The sequence below is a fragment of the Haloferax sp. KTX1 genome (assembly GCF_902410085.1).
Taxonomy (GTDB): domain Archaea; phylum Halobacteriota; class Halobacteria; order Halobacteriales; family Haloferacaceae; genus Haloferax; species Haloferax massiliensis.
Map to the genome: position 1 here is coordinate 698,453 of NZ_CABPRH010000001.1, position 18,188 is coordinate 716,640.

The 18,188-nt window shown below is 68.6% G+C and carries 22 protein-coding genes; 12 read left to right on the forward strand and 10 right to left on the reverse strand.

Annotated elements, in window-relative coordinates; genetic code table 11:
- Positions 1–98: 98 nt before the first annotated feature.
- The 3 genes from FY251_RS03615 to FY251_RS03625 all read left to right on the forward strand — a co-directional run bounded on the left by FY251_RS03615 (position 99) and on the right by FY251_RS03625 (position 1,303).
- On the forward strand, positions 99–485 hold the full coding sequence (locus FY251_RS03615) for a CopG family ribbon-helix-helix protein (protein WP_148413486.1): 387 nt from the start codon (positions 99–101) through the stop codon (positions 483–485).
- A 189-nt stretch (positions 486–674) separates the two neighbouring features.
- The gene (locus FY251_RS03620) at positions 675–920 is read left to right on the forward strand and encodes an AbrB/MazE/SpoVT family DNA-binding domain-containing protein (RefSeq protein WP_148413487.1); all 246 of its coding nucleotides are present in this window, start codon (positions 675–677) and stop codon (positions 918–920) included.
- The gene (locus tag FY251_RS03625; RefSeq protein WP_148413488.1) at positions 917–1,303 is read left to right on the forward strand and encodes a PIN domain-containing protein; all 387 of its coding nucleotides are present in this window, start codon (positions 917–919) and stop codon (positions 1,301–1,303) included. Before FY251_RS03620 ends, FY251_RS03625 begins: the two co-directional genes overlap by 4 nt.
- A 303-nt stretch (positions 1,304–1,606) precedes the next feature.
- Here the strand turns inward: FY251_RS03625 and FY251_RS03630 are convergent, their stop codons facing one another.
- Together FY251_RS03630 and FY251_RS03635 are read right to left on the reverse strand one after the other, a co-directional pair.
- Positions 1,607–1,915 (reverse strand): chorismate mutase, encoded by a 309-nt coding sequence (locus tag FY251_RS03630; RefSeq protein WP_007273613.1) that lies wholly within the window; start codon positions 1,913–1,915, stop codon positions 1,607–1,609.
- The gene (locus FY251_RS03635) at positions 1,912–2,781 is read right to left on the reverse strand and encodes a shikimate kinase (protein WP_148413489.1); all 870 of its coding nucleotides are present in this window, start codon (positions 2,779–2,781) and stop codon (positions 1,912–1,914) included. Before FY251_RS03635 ends, FY251_RS03630 begins: the two co-directional genes overlap by 4 nt.
- A 158-nt stretch (positions 2,782–2,939) precedes the next feature.
- Here FY251_RS03635 and FY251_RS03640 point away from each other — a divergent pair, with 158 nt between their 5' ends.
- Positions 2,940–3,368 (forward strand): DUF5796 family protein, encoded by a 429-nt coding sequence (locus FY251_RS03640; protein ID WP_089778139.1) that lies wholly within the window; start codon positions 2,940–2,942, stop codon positions 3,366–3,368.
- A complete protein-coding gene (locus FY251_RS03645; RefSeq protein ID WP_148413490.1) occupies positions 3,368–3,604 on the forward strand; it encodes a hypothetical protein in 237 nt (78 codons plus the stop codon). The genes FY251_RS03640 and FY251_RS03645 overlap by 1 nt, the downstream gene beginning before the upstream one ends.
- Positions 3,605–3,653: 49 nt before the next feature.
- Here FY251_RS03645 and FY251_RS23030 read toward each other — a convergent pair whose 3' ends face one another.
- Positions 3,654–3,788 (reverse strand): hypothetical protein, encoded by a 135-nt coding sequence (locus FY251_RS23030; protein WP_255516588.1) that lies wholly within the window; start codon positions 3,786–3,788, stop codon positions 3,654–3,656.
- A 78-nt stretch (positions 3,789–3,866) separates the two neighbouring features.
- On the opposite strand from FY251_RS23030, the gene FY251_RS03650 reads away from it, so the two are divergent.
- Positions 3,867–6,101, forward strand: coding sequence for a CDC48 family AAA ATPase (locus tag FY251_RS03650; protein WP_148413491.1), 2,235 nt, complete (start codon positions 3,867–3,869; stop codon positions 6,099–6,101).
- A gap of 111 nt (positions 6,102–6,212) precedes the next feature.
- On the forward strand, positions 6,213–6,530 hold the full coding sequence (locus tag FY251_RS03655; RefSeq protein ID WP_148413492.1) for a hypothetical protein: 318 nt from the start codon (positions 6,213–6,215) through the stop codon (positions 6,528–6,530).
- A 58-nt stretch (positions 6,531–6,588) separates the two neighbouring features.
- Here FY251_RS03655 and FY251_RS03660 read toward each other — a convergent pair whose 3' ends face one another.
- Both FY251_RS03660 and FY251_RS03665 read right to left on the reverse strand, forming a co-directional pair.
- Positions 6,589–7,335, reverse strand: coding sequence for a bifunctional 2-polyprenyl-6-hydroxyphenol methylase/3-demethylubiquinol 3-O-methyltransferase UbiG (locus tag FY251_RS03660; protein WP_148413493.1), 747 nt, complete (start codon positions 7,333–7,335; stop codon positions 6,589–6,591).
- Between the two features lie 75 nt (positions 7,336–7,410).
- Entirely contained in the window at positions 7,411–8,031 is a 621-nt protein-coding gene (locus tag FY251_RS03665) for a hypothetical protein (RefSeq protein WP_148413494.1), read from the reverse strand.
- Positions 8,032–8,129: 98 nt separating this feature from the next.
- Between FY251_RS03665 and FY251_RS03670 the strand changes: the two genes are divergently transcribed.
- Together FY251_RS03670 and FY251_RS03675 are read left to right on the forward strand one after the other, a co-directional pair.
- Positions 8,130–8,531 carry a helix-turn-helix transcriptional regulator gene (locus FY251_RS03670; RefSeq protein ID WP_148413495.1) on the forward strand — a complete coding sequence of 134 codons (402 nt, stop codon included), beginning with the start codon at positions 8,130–8,132 and terminating at the stop codon, positions 8,529–8,531.
- A gap of 91 nt (positions 8,532–8,622) precedes the next feature.
- Positions 8,623–9,012: a hypothetical protein gene (locus tag FY251_RS03675; protein WP_007273857.1), complete on the forward strand. Its 390-nt coding sequence runs from the start codon at positions 8,623–8,625 to the stop codon at positions 9,010–9,012.
- A 24-nt stretch (positions 9,013–9,036) separates the two neighbouring features.
- On the opposite strand, the gene FY251_RS03680 is transcribed toward FY251_RS03675, so the two are convergent.
- The gene (locus tag FY251_RS03680; protein ID WP_148413496.1) at positions 9,037–11,877 is read right to left on the reverse strand and encodes a DEAD/DEAH box helicase; all 2,841 of its coding nucleotides are present in this window, start codon (positions 11,875–11,877) and stop codon (positions 9,037–9,039) included.
- 90 nt (positions 11,878–11,967) lie between these two features.
- Between FY251_RS03680 and FY251_RS03685 the strand changes: the two genes are divergently transcribed.
- Complete coding sequence (locus FY251_RS03685; protein WP_148413497.1) at positions 11,968–12,246, forward strand: hypothetical protein; 279 nt, start codon at positions 11,968–11,970, stop codon at positions 12,244–12,246.
- Entirely contained in the window at positions 12,243–12,521 is a 279-nt protein-coding gene (locus FY251_RS03690) for a hypothetical protein (RefSeq protein ID WP_148413498.1), read from the forward strand. Before FY251_RS03685 ends, FY251_RS03690 begins: the two co-directional genes overlap by 4 nt.
- A 50-nt stretch (positions 12,522–12,571) precedes the next feature.
- Here the strand turns inward: FY251_RS03690 and FY251_RS03695 are convergent, their stop codons facing one another.
- Genes FY251_RS03695 through FY251_RS03705 form a run of 3 tightly spaced genes read right to left on the reverse strand, consistent with a single transcriptional unit; the run spans position 12,572 to position 16,471 of the window.
- On the reverse strand, positions 12,572–13,354 hold the full coding sequence (locus FY251_RS03695; protein ID WP_148413499.1) for a metallophosphoesterase: 783 nt from the start codon (positions 13,352–13,354) through the stop codon (positions 12,572–12,574).
- Between the two features lie 4 nt (positions 13,355–13,358).
- Positions 13,359–15,191 carry a rpa-associated protein gene (locus tag FY251_RS03700; RefSeq protein WP_148413500.1) on the reverse strand — a complete coding sequence of 611 codons (1,833 nt, stop codon included), beginning with the start codon at positions 15,189–15,191 and terminating at the stop codon, positions 13,359–13,361.
- Positions 15,188–16,471 carry a Single-stranded DNA binding protein gene (locus tag FY251_RS03705; RefSeq protein ID WP_148413501.1) on the reverse strand — a complete coding sequence of 428 codons (1,284 nt, stop codon included), beginning with the start codon at positions 16,469–16,471 and terminating at the stop codon, positions 15,188–15,190. Before FY251_RS03705 ends, FY251_RS03700 begins: the two co-directional genes overlap by 4 nt.
- A 100-nt stretch (positions 16,472–16,571) precedes the next feature.
- Here FY251_RS03705 and FY251_RS03710 point away from each other — a divergent pair, with 100 nt between their 5' ends.
- A complete protein-coding gene (locus FY251_RS03710; RefSeq protein WP_148413502.1) occupies positions 16,572–16,949 on the forward strand; it encodes a hypothetical protein in 378 nt (125 codons plus the stop codon).
- A gap of 57 nt (positions 16,950–17,006) precedes the next feature.
- Here the strand turns inward: FY251_RS03710 and FY251_RS03715 are convergent, their stop codons facing one another.
- Positions 17,007–18,119, reverse strand: a complete 1,113-nt coding sequence (locus tag FY251_RS03715; RefSeq protein ID WP_148413599.1) for a glycosyltransferase family 4 protein — start codon at positions 18,117–18,119, stop codon at positions 17,007–17,009.
- Between the last annotated feature and the right edge of the window lie 69 nt (positions 18,120–18,188).

Consider the following 18,188-nt stretch of genomic DNA (forward strand, 5'->3'; position numbering starts at 1 on the left):
GTACCCGTGGCAAACGAGGGAGATAGGGGTTGTTAATACCGAATCGCGGGTATCGTCATAACGGGGACTCTTGTAGCTGTACGCGCCAGTTGGTGGTGATGCGGACGAGTTTCAACATCCCCGACGAACTGGTCGCGGAGTTCGACCGGGCGTGGCGCGACGAGGGCATCGAAAACCGGTCGCGGGCGGTCCGAGAGGCCATGCGGGAGTTCGTCGAGTCCCACGCCCGACTCGAAGACGTCTCCGGCGAGGTCGTCGCGCTCGTCGGCTTCGACTACCGCCACCACGACGTGATTCGGGAGCTTCACGGGGCGCAACACGAGTTTCAGGACGTCATCCTCAACACGAGCCACACCCACCAGGGCGAGTGGTGTCTCGAATCGCTGTTCTGCCGCGGCCCCGCCGAGCGCGTCCGCGAACTGACGTACGAACTCCGCGACTTCGACGCGGTCCGGCGGGTGAAGGTGATGGTCATCCGCGAGTGACGCGTCGCGGCACCGACTCGGAGTGCGGGCGCGGCCAGAGAATAGGGTGCGTCTGGCTACCGATTCTGCCGCTGTTCGGCCTTGTTCAGGAAGCTGAAACTCAGCATGGACTGTCGTGAATCGGCCCTCCATACCATAGAATTACACTTGATGGTAAAATTCATCTCTCGTGCCATCGTAGTTCATTGCATGTCAGCAGAGACCGACCGGCAGGGACGACTGTACATCCCCAAGGAGGTACGGGAAAAGTACGGTGAGAAGTATCACATCGTGACGTACGAAGACAGAATCGAGCTCATCCCGGTCGCAGACGACCCCCTCGCTGCCGTCCGCGAGGCAGCAGGTGGCCTCCGTGAAGCGTCTATCGAGGAGATTCGAGAGGACATAGAATCAGAGGCGAAGGCCGACGCCCGAGAGAAGGACGCTGATAGATGACGGTGTACGTCGAGACGGACTTTTTACTCGCACTCGCCAAAGATTCGGATTGGTTGCAGGGGTCGGCAGAAGAAGCACTCGACAAGTACGACGTTGAGACGTCCGCGTTCTCGTATCTCGAACTCGTCCTCGCCCGAGAGCGCTACGAGTTCGACTTCGTGCCGCTCGTGGCGAACTTGCTCGAACTCGTTCCCGTGCGAGACGACGAAGAGAAACAAATCGTTCTGAAGGGAGTCAACTACTACGACGAAGGAATGACACCATTCGACGCGTTCCACGCGGCGACTGCGGAGACGCGGGGCATGGACGTACTTTCGTCAGAGAAAGACTACGAGGACATTGACGTGTCGAGAATCCCGTTGGAACCGACCGACGAGGAGTGAATCAGACTCACCTCATCGCCGAGTCACGTTGTACAGTGAGACCGCAACAACGAGTCCGACGAAGAGGCCCGTAAAGACGAAGTTCGCCACCACGTCTCTGATTTGAGTATGTAATCGATGCCAGCGTACGAAGTGAACCCTTGACCAATCATCGGCCAGAACCAGAGGACGGCCCAAACCGGGATACCGACGATGATGCCCAACTGTTGCAGTGTACGAAGGAAGCCGGATTGGTCTTTCGTCTTCGAGTTGGCTATCTCTACCGAACGATTTCTTGACAGTGCAGTACCAGTTTCGGCGGAGTTACCGATTCTGCCGCTGTTCAGCCTTGTTCATCTCGATGAGCAGTCGGAAGATGGCCTTCACGAGGTTCGAATCCACCTCGAAGTGGGCCGCGTTCTTCCCGGCTCGCTCCATCACGCGTTCTTCTTGGGATTCGTCGGTCGTCGGCAGGTCTTTCTCGGCTTTGACCTTCGCCACCGTGTCGGCGACGTAGGTCCGGCGGGCGATGAGCTCGACGATGCCGCGGTCGATATCCTCTATCTCCTCGCGGAGTTCGTCGAGGGACATGTCCTGAAACGGTTCGGCGGCGTCTGGGGTGTCGTCTGTCATTGGATTCGTGCTCCGTCGGTTCGGGTGGTCGTCAGTCGGGTCTCGCCGTCGCGGTCGTCCCACAGTTCCTCGACGCGTTCGAGGTCGGCGCGGTCGCCGACGGCGACGACGCTCGGGCCGGTCCCGGACAGCGAGACGCCGTCGGCGATGGGCATCGCCTCGACGGCGGGGTCGGTCGGGAAGTCGAGGGCGGCCGAGAAGGCGAGGCCGTTGACGGTCATCGCCTCGGCGTAGCGGCCTTCGAGCGCGAGGTCGGCGACGAGGTCGGCCATCGGGGCGACGTTCTCGCAGCGGCTCACGTCGGCGTCGGCGCTGTAGGCGCGCTCCGGGGGCGTCCACACGAGCACGTCCCAGTCGACCTCGTCGCGGGCGAGGAGGTCGTCCTCGGTGTTGTCGGTGACGACGACGCCGCCGACCATCGAGGCCGAGGCGTCGTCGAACGCACCGGTGGCGGTGACGCCGACCTCGCGGGCGGCGCGGACGCCCATCCGACAGGCGTCGAGCCGGGTGATGTCGGCGTCCGGGCCGGGGCCGACCGACCGGCCGAGCGCCGAGAGCGTCGCCAGCACCGTCGCGTTGGCCGCGGCGCTCGAACTCTTGAGACCGGCGGCCATCGGCAGGTCGCTTTCGGTCTCGACGGTGCCGCCCTCGCCGTCGCCGAACGCCTCGACGGCGAGTTCGACACAGCGCTCGATGAGTCGCGTGTCGGCGTCGGGGGCCTCCGCGATGCTCCCGCGGACGTCGCCGGAGTCGTCCAGTTCGACCGACGCGGTGGTTTCCGCGTCGATGGCGAACGCGGAGCCGGTCGCCGTCGCCAGGGCGTTCAAGACGGTTCCCGCCCCGAGGGCGGTGGCTCGGCCGTGCATACTTCGGGGAGGTCGGCACACCGTGTTATGTGTGGCGGTCCGTGCCGTTTTCGCCCGGAGGGGCGGCGGCGAGGCGAGAGTACGGCGACGGGAGCGACGCGGGGCGCGAGCCGTCCCGAGACGCGACGTTTTTGCCGTCCCCGAAGCAACGGTGAGCCATGAGCGCCCGCAACGACATCGCCCCGAGCACGCTCGGCGTCGAACTCCACGACTACGGCGTCGAAGTGGAGTACCTCGACAACCGAACCACGGTCTACCGGGGCGTCCCCGAAGCGGTCACGGGCACGCTCGCCACCGCCCCCGGCAAGGAGGTCCACGTCCTCGTCACCGACCCCACCGAGACGGAGGGCGTCATGATGTACGTCAACGACCTCACGAGCCACGACGACGTGCTCGAATCGAGCGGCGTCGGCCGCGTCATCCTCGGCGAGGACGAAGAAGAGGAGTTGTTCCCCGGCGTCCTCGTCCGCCGGGTGCCCGGCCACCGCTTCGAAATCGAGGCCGACCCGGAGGTCGCCCGCGGCCGCGTGTTCGTCTTCGTCGAGGACGACTGGGGCGAAGACTCCTACGAGTTCGTCGCCGAGTGATGCTCCGAAAACGCTGGGAGCCGCTGGAAAAGCGGACCGTCGGCAAAGCCCCGGAAGCCTACGGCTACTACGAACTCGGCGACGCCGACGGCGACCTCGTCGGCCGCGGCGTCGGCGTCCTCCGCGACGAACTGAAGGAGGCGCTCGCCTACGGCGACGTAGCGCGCGTCCGCTGGGAGCGCGCGACCTCGCTGGACCACGCCGAGCGACTCGCGGACGAACACGACCCCGCGTAGCCGCCGCCCCCGCCGAGTCGTCGTCGACGCTCCCGCTTTCGCTCCCCCGCTACTGCAAGTACGACGGGCTGTCCGTGTCGCAGTTCTCCTCGTGAGCCTCGGCGTCGGACTCCACGTCGAACAGCATCCCGCACTCTTCGCACCGGTACCACGTCGCGCCGTCTTTCTCCGTCGTGGCGACCATGCGTACTGTTACCGCGCCGTCCGGGAAAACGGTTACTCCGGGCGAACCCTCAAGGGTCGAGCGGGCGAACTGGGTGGCATGTCTGAAGATGGGGTGACGCTCGTCGTCCGCGCCGCGGAGAAACGCGACGCGGGCCGCGGCATCGCCCGCCTCCCCGAGGCCGCCCGCCGAGAACTCGGCGTGCTCAGCGGCGAGACGGTCGTCATCGAGGGGTCCCGAGAGACGGTCGCCAAGATGTGGCCCGCCCGCCCCGGTGCGAACGCGGGCGAGATGCTCGTCGACGCCGACACGCGAGCCAACGCGGGCGTGAAAATCGGCGACAGCGTCCGCGTCAGGAAAATCGACGTCGAGGACGCGCGGTCGGTGACGCTCGCCGGCCCCAGCGCCTTCGAGCGGACCAGCGTCGACCGCGAGACCATCGAGGAGGTCGTGAAGGCGGAGCTTCGGAACCGCCCGCTGCGCGCCGGCGACCGCGTCCGCGTCGAGCGACTCGGCGGCGCGGCCCTCGTCGTCAGCGAAACCAGCCCGGAGGGCGTGGTCCGCGTCACCGACGCGACGAGCGTCTCCGTGACGGCGAACAGTTCGAAGGGCGCGAGCGAGACGGTCCGCGACGCCGTCAAGAGCGTGACCGGCGGCGACGACGGCGACGGCGCGAGCCGCGGCCGGGCGACGGGCGTCACCTACGAGGACATCGGCGGCCTCGACGACGAACTCGACCTCGTCCGCGAGATGATAGAGCTCCCGCTGTCCGAACCCGAGGTGTTCGCCCACCTCGGCATCGAGCCGCCGAAGGGCGTGCTCCTCCACGGCCCGCCGGGCACGGGGAAGACACTGATAGCGAAGGCCGTCGCCAACGAGGTCGACGCGAGTTTCACCACGATTTCGGGCCCGGAGGTGCTGTCGAAGTACAAAGGCGAGTCCGAGGAGAAACTGCGCGAGGTGTTCCAGTCGGCCCGCGAGAACGCGCCGGCCATCATCTTCTTCGACGAAATCGACTCCATCGCGTCGAAGCGCGACGACGGCGGCGACCTCGAAAACCGCGTCGTCGGCCAACTGCTGTCGCTCATGGACGGACTCGACGCCCGCGGCGACGTGGTCGTCATCGGCGCGACGAACCGCGTCGACAGCCTCGACCCGGCGCTCCGCCGCGGCGGCCGGTTCGACCGCGAAATCGAAATCGGCGTCCCGAACGAGGCGGGCCGCCGCGAGATTCTCGACGTGCACACCCGGCGGATGCCGCTCGCCGAGGACGTGGACATCGACCGACTGGCCTCCCGGACCCACGGCTTCGTCGGTGCCGACCTCGAATCGCTGGCGAAGGAGGCCGCGATGACCGCGCTCCGGCGCGTCCGACGCGAGGGAGGGGGCGGCGGAGGCGGAAGCAAAAGCGGAGGCGGAGGCGGGGACGGAGACGGGAGCGTCGCCGTCGCGGACATGACCGTCACGCGCGCCGACTTCGAGTCGGCGATGACGACGGTGGAACCCTCGGCGATGCGCGAGTACGTCGCCGAGCAACCGACCGAGGGGTTCGAGGGCGTCGGCGGCCTCGACGACGTGAAGCGGACGCTCGAACGCGCGGTGACGTGGCCGCTGACCTACGCGCCGCTGTTCGAGGCGGCGTCGACCGACCCGCCGACCGGCGTGCTCCTCCACGGCCCGCCGGGGACCGGCAAGACGATGCTCGCCCGCGCCATCGCGGCCGAAAGCGGCGTCAACTTCATCCACGTCGCCGGTCCCGAACTGCTCGACCGCTACGTCGGCGAGTCCGAGAAGTCCGTCCGCGAGGTGTTCGACCGCGCCCGACAGGCCGCGCCGAGCATCGTCTTCTTCGACGAGATAGACGCCATCGCCACCGACCGCGACAGCGCCGGGTCGGACTCGGGCGTCACCGAGCGCGTCGTCTCCCAACTCCTGACGGAGATGGACAACGCCGCCGACAACCCGAACCTCGTCGTCCTCGCGGCGACGAACCGCCGGGACGCGCTCGACCCCGCGCTCCTCCGCCCCGGTCGGCTGGAGACCCACGTCGAAGTCCCCGCCCCCGACATCGAGGCGCGCCGCGCCATCCTCGACGTGCACGTCCGCGACAAGCCGCTCGGAACCGACGTGGACCTCGGCGACGTGGCCGCCCACATGGACGGCTACACGGGGGCCGACGTGGCCGCGGTCTGCCGCGAGGCCGCGCTCCGGGCGATTCAGGACGTGGCCGACGCCTACGAGGGCACCGAGGCGAACAGCCACGCCGACGAGGTGCGCATCACTCGCGCGCACTTCGAGGCGGCGCTGGAATCGGTCTCGCCGACGCAGGTCTGACGGGCGGCGACCGCCGGGGGCGGCCCGGGGGCGATCACGCGCCGCTCACCTGCGAGGCTATCTCCTCTCGCCGCGTTTATGTGCCATGTTCACACGTAACTGGAATGTGTCGTGAACGCGGCGTGGCGGCGGAAGGTCCGGCGGGAGTGGGACGCGCTCACCGGCGGTCCGCTCTCCGCGACGTGGTGGGCGACGAAAGCCGGGCTTCGGGTCGCGTTCGCCGAGGCGATGTTCATGTTCCTCGTGTTGTTGAACAACGACGCGGCCGCGATATCGGCCGTCGCCGACGGCGAGGCCTCAGTGTTCTCGCTCGTCGCGCTCGTCGTCGGGACGTCCGAGTACCTCGCCATCGCGGGCATCGTCTTCGCCGTCGCGCTCTTGCTTCCGTTCCTCCCGCGGCGCAACGAGGCGACCAACCGCTGGGAGTGAGAATCGGGAGGCGACGCCGACGGCTCCGCTTCCGACGCGCCGCCGCGACCGCCCCGGCTCACGCCAGTCGCGCTCGGTAGTAACTCGACTCGGGGTTCGGCACGGTCACCTCGCGCACGTCGAGGCCCGCCTCGGCGGCGACCGCTCGGAGCCGAGCGGGCGAGACGAGAACGAAGTCGAGCATCGGCCCGCGGAGGTCGCCGTACTCGACGCGGAACGACCGCCGGGCGACGCCCTCTCGCGGGTCCGACCGGTAGCCGAAAAAGCGCTCGGGGTCGATGCGCGCCGGGTCGTACGAGTCGACGACGACTTCGCCGGACGACGAGGCGAGGGCGGCAAACGACGCGAGCAGGTCGGCGAGTCGGTCCAGCGACCCCGCGAGTCCGACCTGCGTCCCGTTGGCGAGCACCGTCTCGAAGCCGCCGGCCGACGACTCCGACTCGCTCGGTTCGACCGGTGAGTCGAACATGTCGCCGACGACAGCCGCCTCGACGCCGCGCTCGCGGGCCGCGCGAACCGCGACCGCGTTCGGGCTCACGTCGAAGGCGACGACCTCGCCGCGCTCCTGTGCGGCGAGGGCGTGCTGGCCCGCGCCGCACCCCACGTCGAGGACCGGGGTCCGAAGCGAATCGACGAACTCGTGCTTCGCGGCCGGCCACCGCTCGGACGGGACGAGATAGTTCTCGTAGACGTGCGCGTCGCCGGCGGCGGCTCCCGCGTCGTCGCCGGCGCGGTAGACACAGGGGGCGCGCAGACAGCCGCGAACCCGGTCCAACATCGCCAGTCCGAGGGCGTCGTCGGGCATGACGGCTCGTTCGACGTCCTCGTGCAAACTATATTTAATGTGCTCAACGATAGCAATTAACAGGAACAGCGGGCGTCAGTCCAGCCGGTCCAAGTCGCCGTGTAGCTCGCGGTTCATCACGTCCGCGACGAACAGTCGGACGCGCTTGTGAAGCTCCGCCTCGGTGTCGTAGGTCTCGACGCGGAGGTCCCAGCGGGCGCGCGCCGCGCGGATCATCTCGCTCGTGACGCTGTCTTCGTGGACGAAGACGATTCTGTCCCCGTGGGTCTCCGAGAGCCGTTCGAGTATCGACCCCGCCTCCTCGCCGACGCCGAAGTTGTGGCCGAGAAACGGCAGAACGAACACGGTCGCGTTGCTCGCCTCGGCGAACGCGAGCGACTGCGTCGCGGCGTCCACCTCGTCGGTGCCGAGGTCCGCGTCGACGGCGAGAAAGGCGTTCACGCCCGGGTCGGCGCGGAGCGTTCCCTGCACGCGCCGGAGGAGCGCGAGCGCGTCGTCGACCTCGTCCCGCGCGGCGAACAGCTTCCGAATCGGACCGGGGAGGTCCTCGATGTCGATGGCGGCGAGCTCCTCCTCCGAGAGGACGTAGTTGAGGTTGAACGATTTGTACGGACCCATCACGTAGACGAGAAACCGGTCGTAGGTCGTCCGCCCGAGCGCCGCTCGTATCTCGTCGCGCGAGATGGCGTCCGTCATGGGCACACGTACCGCGCGAGGGTATATAAAATCGGGATTTTTCAGCGGAGTTCGACTCAAGAACTGTTAAACCGCCGCGCCGCGTCTCTCGAACCGAGATGGCGACGAACGACCCGGTCGATTCGGACGGGCTGCCCGAGGACCCCGCCGAGTTGCTGCCGCCGACGAGCGTCCTCACGCTGGACGAGTACCTCGACATGCAGGCCGCACTCGGCGACCGGACGCGGTTCACCCTGCTGTACCGACTGGTCCACTTCGGCGAGCGGAGTCCGAAGGCGCTGACCGAGGCGCTCGGCGTGCAGGCGAACACGCTCCACTACCACCTCAACAAACTCGTCGACGCCGGCTTGGTCGAGAAGCGCAAACGGTCGCAAGCCGACGACGACGGGCTGTTTTCGTACTACCGCGCCACGTCGCTCGGCTCCGACATCCTCGAACACGGCGTCGAGGAGCTCATCCGGCGCGAGCGCGACTACCGGGACGCCTACGCGTCGGAGTAGCGGCGTCTCGGGCGGTCGCCGCGTCTTAGTTCTCGCCCCGTGACTGCCGAAGCCGCCGCCTATTTGGCGCTCGCTCGCACAGGCTGAAGCGATGTCCAATCTCCTCCCCGAGGAAGCACAGGAAAAGCTCGTCACCGTCTGCCGCACGGCCGTCGGCGACAGCCTCCGCTCGCTCACGTACTTCAGTCGCTTCGACTACGTGCAGGTGTACCTCCGCGAGGACCTCGAACAGGAGGCCGACCTGAACTCCTTTATCGGCAACGAGTGGCACGACTTCAAGATGACACAGGACGCCTACCGCGGGTCCGAACTCGGCGACTACGAGTACACGATTCGCGTGTTCGAAAACGGCTATCTCGTCCGCATCACCGTCGAGGACTTCGGCGTCTTCGTCACGACCGACGGCATCTCGATGCAGGACTTCGAGGCGCTGGCGGCCGCGACGACCGAGATTCTCGACGAGTGGGCCATCGAGGAGTAAGCGTCGGGCCCGGAACCGACCCCGTCAGTCCCAGAACGACTGGGTCCGGGCGTACTCGCGCTCCCGTTCGAGGATGTCGCGGTAGAAGTCGTCCTCGTCATCGCGGAGTTTGTTGATGATGCGCGCGGCGTTGTGCGGACCGACCCCGCGGGCCGCGAGCGCGACGACCGCCCGCGTGCCGTGGGCCTGCACCAGACTCGCCGAGCGGTACGCCCGCTTCGTCAGTCGCTCCTGTTCGTCGTCTTTCTCCGGCGCGCGAACCGCTTTCACCGTCTCGTCGTCCCACGGGTTGAGCGCGGCGACGCGGGTCGCGCCGCACTCGGGACACTCCACCGGCTCGCGGACGCGCTTGACCTTCGTCTTGCGAGTCCAGTCCTTGCAGTGGAGACACGCCAACAGCACGCGGTCGTTCTGAATCCGGTCCCGAACCGTCTCGATGACGCTCGCGTCGGCGTTCTCGGGGACGAGCAGGTCGGTGCCCGACCCGCGGCCGCCGGTGCCGATGGCGGTCGGTTCGCGGGCGACGGCGAGTTCCACGTCGCCGTCGCGGAGGCGGCGGAGCAGTTCGGCCGTCTCCTCGACGGCGAGGTCGGTGTGGAACACCTCGCGGACGGCCTCGTCGTAGACGGGCGTGTCTTCCAGCGCGGCGAGGAGTCGGTCGCCGCCGAAGCGGCCCTTCCCCTGATAGCGCTTGAGCGCGCCGAACTTCGCGGCCACCTGCGCCAGCGTGAACTTCAGCGAGTCCGACCGCTTGAGCGCGAGTTCGAGCAGGGCCTCGACGTGGTCGGGGTCGGTCTCGCGGAGCACCTCCGCGAACGTCGTCGGGCGGACCTTCCCGGGCACGTCGAACTCGACGCGGTAGGGGTCGACCTCCATGCCGACCGAGGAGCCGGTCCGCTGGCCGATGAGCGCCGACAGGAGCCGGCCGAGCGTCTCGTTCACCCGGTGGCCGTACGGCGCGTTCAGCGTCACCTTCCGGGGCGAGCCCTCGATGACGAGCCTGTTCGCGGTCGGAATCGGCGCGTCGGCGTCGACCTGTCTCTCGATGGGACCGAGCGCGGACCTGACCGTGGCCTCGTCTGTCGGGTAGCGCATGGCGACGTCGCGGGCGACGGCCTCGCGGTCGGCCCCGGATTCGAACTGCGGCGCGGCCACGTCGCGGAGTTCGCCCACCTCGCCGGCGACCGGCGCGGGCACCGGAATCTCCGAGCCGACCCACGACGGCACCTCGCCGCCGGGGTCCTCGATGGGCGAGACGTTCACCCGCGCCTCCTCGTCGTCCACGTCGTTGACGCGCCACATCTCGCCGCGCTGGATGAACGTCGCGCCCGGCGCGGCGAAGTTGAGGACGAACTTCTCGTCGAGCGTCCCGATCTGCCGGCGCGAGGAGATGTCGTGGACGTCGTAGGTCTCCTCGTCGGGAATCATCGAGAGGTTGGCGTAGAAGTACTGCCACGTGCCGCCGGACTTTTCGAGGAGGTCTTTGTCCTCGTCCAGCCAGAGGAGATGGTTCCCCGAGAGTTCGCGGACGACCGCGCGGAAGTCGTCCTCTGCGAGGTCGCGGAAGGGGTACGCCCGCGTGATAATCTCGTAGGCGCGGCGGGCCGACACGTCGCCGTAGTCCATGACGACGCCGACGATTTGGTTGGCGACGGTGTCGAGGCTCCCGTGGTGGACGCGGGCGGGTTCGACCTCGCCGGAGACGGCCCGCCGGGCGATGGCGAGCGCTTCGAGCGTGTCGTCGGGGTGGTCGGTGACGACGGTCCCGCGGGAGACGACGCCCAAGCGGTGGCCCGCGCGGCCGACCCGCTGGAGGAGCCGCGACACCTCGCGGGGACTGTTGTACTGGACGACGTGGTCGACCCGGCCCACGTCGATGCCGAGTTCCATCGACGACGTGCAGATGAGGGCGTCCAGCTCGCCGGCCTTGAAGCGGTCTTCAACGTCGATGCGCACGTCCTTCGACAGCGAGCCGTGGTGGACCTCGATGGGGTCGCCGAGCGCCTTGAACCGCGAGCCGAGCGCCTCCGCGGTCTGTCTGGTGTTGACGAAGACGAGCACCGACTCGTGGTCGCGGACGATGTCCCGAATCGTCCGGACGTGGCTCGCTATCTCGGGGTCGGTGGCGAGTCTCCCCGCCAGCGCCTCGTCCTCGTTGGTCACCTCGGGGCGGACCACCTCGAACTCGACGCGGTTGTCCACGTCGACCTCGATGACCTCGAACGGGCGGTCGCCGGTCAGGAACTTCCCGACCTCCTCGGGCGACCCGACCGTCGCCGAGAGGCCGATTCGCTGGAACGCCCCGGCCAACTCGCGGAGTCGCTCCAGTCCGATTGTCAACTGCGCGCCGCGCTTGGCCGACGCGAGTTCGTGGACCTCGTCGACGACGACGTGATGGACGTCCGAAAGCGCCGTCCTGAGCTTCTTCCCCGTGAGCATCGCCTGCAGCGTCTCGGGCGTCGTCACCAGCACGTCCGGCGGGTCGTTCGCCTGTTTTTGGCGCTGGTACTGCGTGGTGTCGCCGTGGCGAACGTCGATGTCGATATCGAGCTGTTCGCCCCACCAGTCGAGTCGCTCGCGCATGTCGCGGTTCAGCGCCCGAAGGGGGGTGATGTAGAGCGCCGAGATACCGAATCGGACCTCGGCGTCGGCGATGGCCGAAAAGACCGGGAGCATCGCCGTCTCCGTCTTTCCGGTGCCCGTGGGCGCGATGATGAGGCCGTGTTTTCCGTCGGACAGCGGGGGAATCGCCCGGCGCTGCGGCTCCGTCGGCGTCGTGAAGCCGCGCTCCGAGAGCGCGTTCCGAACGGGCGACGAGAGCGTCGCGAAGGCGTCCATTCCGGCGGCGGCCTCGCCGTCTGGCATCGCCCCAGCTAGCGGTTCGAGGCGATTAAGCGCACCGCTCGGGGCGGTCCCCACCGGGAGATTCATGTCGCCCGTGAATCAATTTCGGGCGTGTCCCCGAAACGAGTCTACTGGTCCGCGTTCCTCGTCTTCGGTCTCTGTGCCGCCGTCGACATCGCGCTCGACGTTTCGGCGGGAGACGTGGGTATCAACACCGCGGCGGCGGCCGCGGGCGTGGTCGCAGTCGGCTACGCGTCGGTCGTCGCCCTCCGCGACCCCGAACGCGCCCGAGTCCCGTCGGACTGGGGCCCGCTCGTCTACCTCGTCATCGTCGGCGCGGCGCTCTACGCGTTCGGCGTCGCACTCCAACTGTACTCGGTGGTGACGTGACTCCCGAGCGGTCCTTTTGGCTGTCGCAGGCCGGCTTCACCGGCGGCAATCTCCTTATCGCCCTCGGCAATCAGCGGGGCGACCTCGCGGCGTGGCAACTGGTCTTCGCCGCAGTGCTGGTGCTTTCGACCCTCTGGTTCGTCGGCTACGCCGTTCGAGAACGGGAGGAGGGCGTGCCGGAGTTCTTCCGCGAGTGGACCGGCTGGCAGCGACTCGCCCGCGTGGCGAGCGTCGCCGTGTTCGTCCTCGGAACTCTCACGTTCGTCTTCGCGTAGGCGTGGCCGCGGGTTCTGCCGACCGCGACCACCGCGACGACCCGGGCATCTCAGACGTTCCGGTAGTCGCCCAACCGCGTGCCGTCGAGCAGGTAAGCCTCGCCGTCAGCGAGGCCGTCGGGCAGAAACGGCGAGAGGAAGCCCTGTCCGGGGACGTTGACCCACGTCCCGCCCGAGGTGTCGTTGAACGCCGGAAACACCACGAGTTCGGCGTCGGCCCGCGTCACCTCGGCGGGGTCGATTTCGTAGTGCTCCGCGAACACCGCGGGAGCGAGAGCGCCGCGGAGCCAGACGCGCTCTTTCCGCGCGCCGCCGACCTCGTCTTCCAGCCTGACCGCCGGGTGTTCGTGGGCCGAACAGACCACGTCGGCGGCGAGTACCTCACGCGAGGGCCACGTGTGGCCGTGGCAGAAGCCCACGTCGCCGAGGCGGACGCCCGCGGGGTCGGTCACCTCCGCGGCGTCGCCGAAGAAGTCCGCGAGGCCGCCGTCGTGGTTGCCGGGGACGACCGTCAGTTCGGCGCGGTCGGCCACGGCGGCCGCGAGGTCGCGCAGTTCCTCGGCTTCGTCTCCCTTCGGGTCGCCGATGCGGTGGCCGAGGTCGCCGAGGACGACCAGTCGGTCGGCGTCGGTCCGGTCGAGAAGCGACAGCAGGCGCTCGCGGCGAACGGCCGCTTTCGACGGGAGTTCCACCCCGCGTTCGTACCGCAGGCCGGCCTCGATGCCGGCGTGGTAGTCGGCGACGACGAGCGAGCGCTCGGGGAACCCGCGTCTGCTCGTCTCCGCCACCGCGGCGGGATGCCCGGGAATCGGTTCGACGAGCGGTCCGGGCACGGCCTCAGATGGCCTTCAGCACGCCGTCCTGCGGCTCGTAGCACCGGCCGCCGAGGAGCGCCTCTTGGATGGCGTCTTCGACCGCGCCGGGGTCCGCGCCGTACTCGTCGACGACGGCGGCGACGACCTCGTCGTGGTCCGCGCCGTCGCCCCCGTCGAGGTCGTCCATGGCCTCCACGACGACCGATTCGAGGTCGATGTCCTCGGCGGCGTCGTCGGCGTCGGCCTCGGTCTCGTCTTCGTCCCCGGCCGACGCCGCCTCGGGCGTCGGCTCGGGTTCGGGTTCAGGCTCGGACTCGACCGCCGGTTCGGGTTCCGCGACGGCGTCGGCCGCGGGTTCCGGTTCGGCGTCGGCGGGCTCGTCTTCGAGCTGTTCGGTGAGGTCGTCCGCGTCGGGCACGTCGATGTCCGCCTCGCCGGCGGGGTCGACGTCCGCGCCGGAGGTGAATTCCGTGCCGAACTCTGACTCGATTTCGGCTCGCTCGTCCTCGTCGAGTTCGTACATCCCGTCTGGCTCGACCGAGTCGGTCGAGTCGGTCGCCTCCGCCTCTGGTTCTGGGTTGTCGAAGCCGTCGTCGAAGTCGCCGAGGGTTCCGTCGTCCGAGCCGCCGAAGGTGTCGGCGTCGCTCGTGTCCGCGTCGGGCGCGTCGTCGTCGAAGTCGCCGAGCGTGCCGTCGTCGGCACCGGCGTCGAAGTCGGCCTCCGAATCGGCGTCGAGCGAGTCGGACGCCGGTTCGGGTTCGGACGTGAGGTCGGGTTCTGCGGCCGGTTCCGACTCGGGTTCGGCGTCGACCGTCGCGGACGGCTCGCTCTCAGTCGTGGCCGTCGTCTCGGCGGCGACCGGCTCGGGGTCGGTTTCCGCGACGGGTTCAGATTCAGGTTCTGTGACGGGCGCGGATTCAGACTCCGGCTCGACGGCCTCGGACTCGGCACTGTCGGCGGGTTCCGGATCCGCGTCGGGCGTCGCAGTCGGTTCGGAATCGGATTCGGTCTCGAACTCGCCCGGGTCGGCTTCCGCCTCGACAGCGTCGGCCTCCGAGTCGCCGAGTTCGTCGCCGTCGTCCGCGTCCGCGTCGCCGACCTCGATATCGACGCTGTCGGCCGGTTCGAGGTCGAGTTCGGGGAGCGCGCCGAGGACCGCGTCGCCGCCGTCGCCGGGGGCGACGTCGAGGGAGTCCACCTGGTCGCGGTCGCCCGCGACGAGTTCGAGCGCCTGCACGGCGACTTCGCGCAGGGCTTCGAGATAGGTTCGGGTCGTCCCGTAGTGGTCGATTGCGCGGGGGACGCCCGCCGCGAGCGTCGAGTCGACGCCGCGGGCTTCGAGCGCGCGGGTCAGGTCGTCGCCGCGGTAGGGCATCGACAGCGCCTCGTCGAACACCGCGATGCGGCGGAGGGTCGCCTCGGCGGCCGAGACGATCCAGCGGTCGCGCACGTCGGCGTCGACGGTGTTGACGCTCTCGGGGCGGACCGAGGAGTAAACCACGTCGGCGTCGTCCGGTTCGTACGTCCGGGCCTTGCCCGCGAGCGAGACGAACGCCGGGGGCGTCGCCGCGTCGAGGTAGGCCATCGGCTCCGGCTGGTACTGCCCGGCGTAGGTCACGAACGCGCCCGTCGGGTCCGCGATGCGCCCGCGGAGCACCTCGTCGTTGACGTGTTCGACCTCGGTGAGTACGCCCGCGACGAACGTCCGGTTGAGCCGCGCGCCGGTTGGCGTGACCACGTAGTTCGGCGCGCGCTCCTCGTCGCTCTCGGAGTACGAAAGCGACGCGTCATCGAACTCGGCGGCGAAGACGCGGTAGGCGATCTCCCGCGTGCCGACGACCGGCGAGGCGCTCATGCGCGCACCTCCGTGAGGAGGGCGGCCGCGCGCTCGGCCGGGTCGTCGTCGGTCTCCTCGAACTCGTCGGCTTCGAGGTTCGCGCCGTACTCGTCAACCGAGAGGTTCCCGCGGACGCGGTACTCGCGGCCGACGAGCGTGTCGGCGATGTCCTCGGCGACGACTTCCTTGTCCATCGCCTCGCGGGCGGCCTCCATCGCGTCGGCCATCGTCCCGCCGTAGATTTCCTCGGTGAGGTCGCGGTCGAGGATGGCGGTCACCGTGCCGGTGCCGTCGTCGAGAATCGCCTTCACGCGCATGTCGTCCTCGCCGTCGACCTCGCCGTGCTGTCGGCACTGGCCGTTCTGAACGACGCGGCTACAGTCGGGACAGCGCTCGATGAGCCCGGAGCCGTCGCGCACTTCGAGGACATTCCCGAGCACTTCCACGTCGAACATCCCGCCGGCGTCGACGGCCTCGCCGACTTTCAGGCGCGGCGCGGAGTCCGTCACCGCGACGGGGTCGTCGAGCACTTCGAGCGACGTGAACTCCGAGAGGTTCACCTGCGGCACGCCGCGGAACTCGCGGACGTACACGTCCGACAGGCGGAGGCTCGCGCCCTCTTTCACGTCGGGGCGGGGTGCCCAGTCGGTGAAGGGAAGCCGCCCGGTCTCGTCGGCGACGACGCCCGAGAGGATTGTCGTCTCGCCGTTGCGGCCGTCGATGGTGCGCGAGTCGACTTCGAGGACGCGGACCTCGACGGTTCGGCCGCGGTCGCCGGCCTGCAGGTCGATGAGGTCGGCCTCGCCGCCGATGCGGTCGTCGTAGGGCGTCTCGACCGTCTCGGACTCCACGCCGACCGTCGAGGACGCGCCGATGTTCAGTTCGGGTTTGCCGTCCCACTCGCGGACGCCGGCGTTGCCGATGACGACGGAGTCGCCCGGCTCGAAGCCGAAGTCCTGCCACGCGGTGTAGGAGATGACGCCGGACTCGTCGGCGAGTTCTCCCTCGCGGATGGTCTGTTCGTCGCCCTGATAGACGATAGAGCGGGTGCCCACGGTGAGCACGCGAACCGTCACCGAGACGTTGCCGCCGTCGGGGTCGATGTCGGCGATTCGCTTCGTCGAGGGCGCGCCGTCGCTCCCGCCGGAGCTTCCGCCGCCGTGTTTGCGGCGGACGCTCTGTTTCGCCTCGTCGAGCGGGACGCTGTACTGCAGCAGGTTCTGCAGGTCGGATTTGACCTCCTCTTTGTCGACACCGAGGGCGGAGGCGAGCTCCTCGGCATGCTGGTCGAGTTCCATCGAGTCGGGATTCGCCCCCGTCGGATAAAAAGTGTTGCCGGGCGGCCGGGCGACCGGCCGCGGGCGAATCACTAAGTGTTCGCGTGCCAGTTAGACTCGTATGTCGAACGACGAGTCCCCGGAGGCCGCCGACGCCGACGAGGACGTCTCTTTCTCGGTGACCATCGAAGACGGGTGGACGACCATCGTGATGGAAGGCGACAAAGACACCGCGGTCGTCGTCCGCTCGGCGTCCGGCGAGCGAATCTACCTCCCGCCGGAGGGGTTCGACGACGAGGCGGCGACCGACAGCGCGTACCAGTCGTCGGACAGCCCCTACCAGTCGGCGTACGACTCGCCGTACCAGTCTGTGCAGACCGACGACTCGCCGTACCAGTCCGCCCGCGGCACGATGCCGCGAGAGGGGATGGTCCCGACCCGCGGCGGCTACCGGATTCGCCACCCCGAACCCGCGACCGACGTGCGGCTCCTCCGCTGAGTTCGGGTCTGACGGTCGGTTGCTGACCGCGGAGTACTGAGTCCCGAGTCCGACCGTTCAGTTCGCGTCCGACTCGGCGGCGTCCGCGTCGGCGTCCGCGGTCACTTCGTTCTCCGCGCCGGCCGAGGGGTCGGCGCCGTCGTCGAGGATGCTGTGGTAGTAGTCGACCGTCTCGTCGACGACGCGGTCCCACGTGTACGGTTCGTACTCCGGTTTCCCCTCCAGCGAGAGGCCGTACTCGATACCGTCGGCGATAGAGCGCGAGTCGGGTTCGACCTCGATGACGCAGTCCTCGGGGAGGACCTCCGCCGCGCCGCTCTCCGTGGCGACGACGCGCGTGCCGGTCGAGAGCGCCTCGACGATGGTGATGCCGAACGGCTCTGACAGCGACGGCGAGACGAACAGGTCCGCCGAGGCGTAGTAGTCACCGAGCGCCTCCTCGGGGACGTAGCCGGCCCACTTGATGCGGTCTTCGACGCCGAGCAGTTCGGCGAAGCGCTTGAGCTGGGCGGTGAGGTGGCCCGACCCGCCCACGACGAGCGTCACGTCGTCGCGGGCGAGTTTCTCCATCGCGTAGACGAGGTGCGAGATGCCCTTCTGGTCGGTGTGGCGGCCGACGAAAAACAGCATCTTCCCGTCGATGCCGAGCTCCGCCTTGAGGTCCCGGCCAGTCGTCTCGCACTCGGAAAAGCCGTTGTAGATGACGTGGCAGTCGCCGCCGTACTCCCGTTTGACCTTGTCCGCGAGGAGTTCGCTCACCGCGAGCAGGTGGTCGCAGCGCTCGGCGATGCGGCGCTCGGTCTCGACCTCCCGCTGGGGCGGGTCGATGTTGCGGTCGGACGAAAGCGAGTGGAACGTGGTCACCCACTCCACGTCCTCGTTGTTCGACTTCGCGCGCGACCCCGGGCCGTAGCCGAACCAGTCGTGCGTGTGGACGATGTCGGCGTCGGCCGCGCGCTCCGCGAACGTCGACCCCAGTCGCCCGATGCGCGTGATGATGTCGCCCTCGCCCGTCGGGACGCCCACGATTCCCTCGCGGTCCGGCGCGTACTCGGCCGGGAGCACGAGTTCGATGTCCACGTCCTCCCGGTCTTCGAGCCGCTCGAACATCTCGCCGACGTGCGTGTCGAGCCCGCCGCTGACGTTCGGCGGAAACCCCCACCCCAGCATCAGGACCTTGGCAGTCATAGATGACACAATGTACCACAGATGCCTATTTAATTCCTGTCCGGCAATACT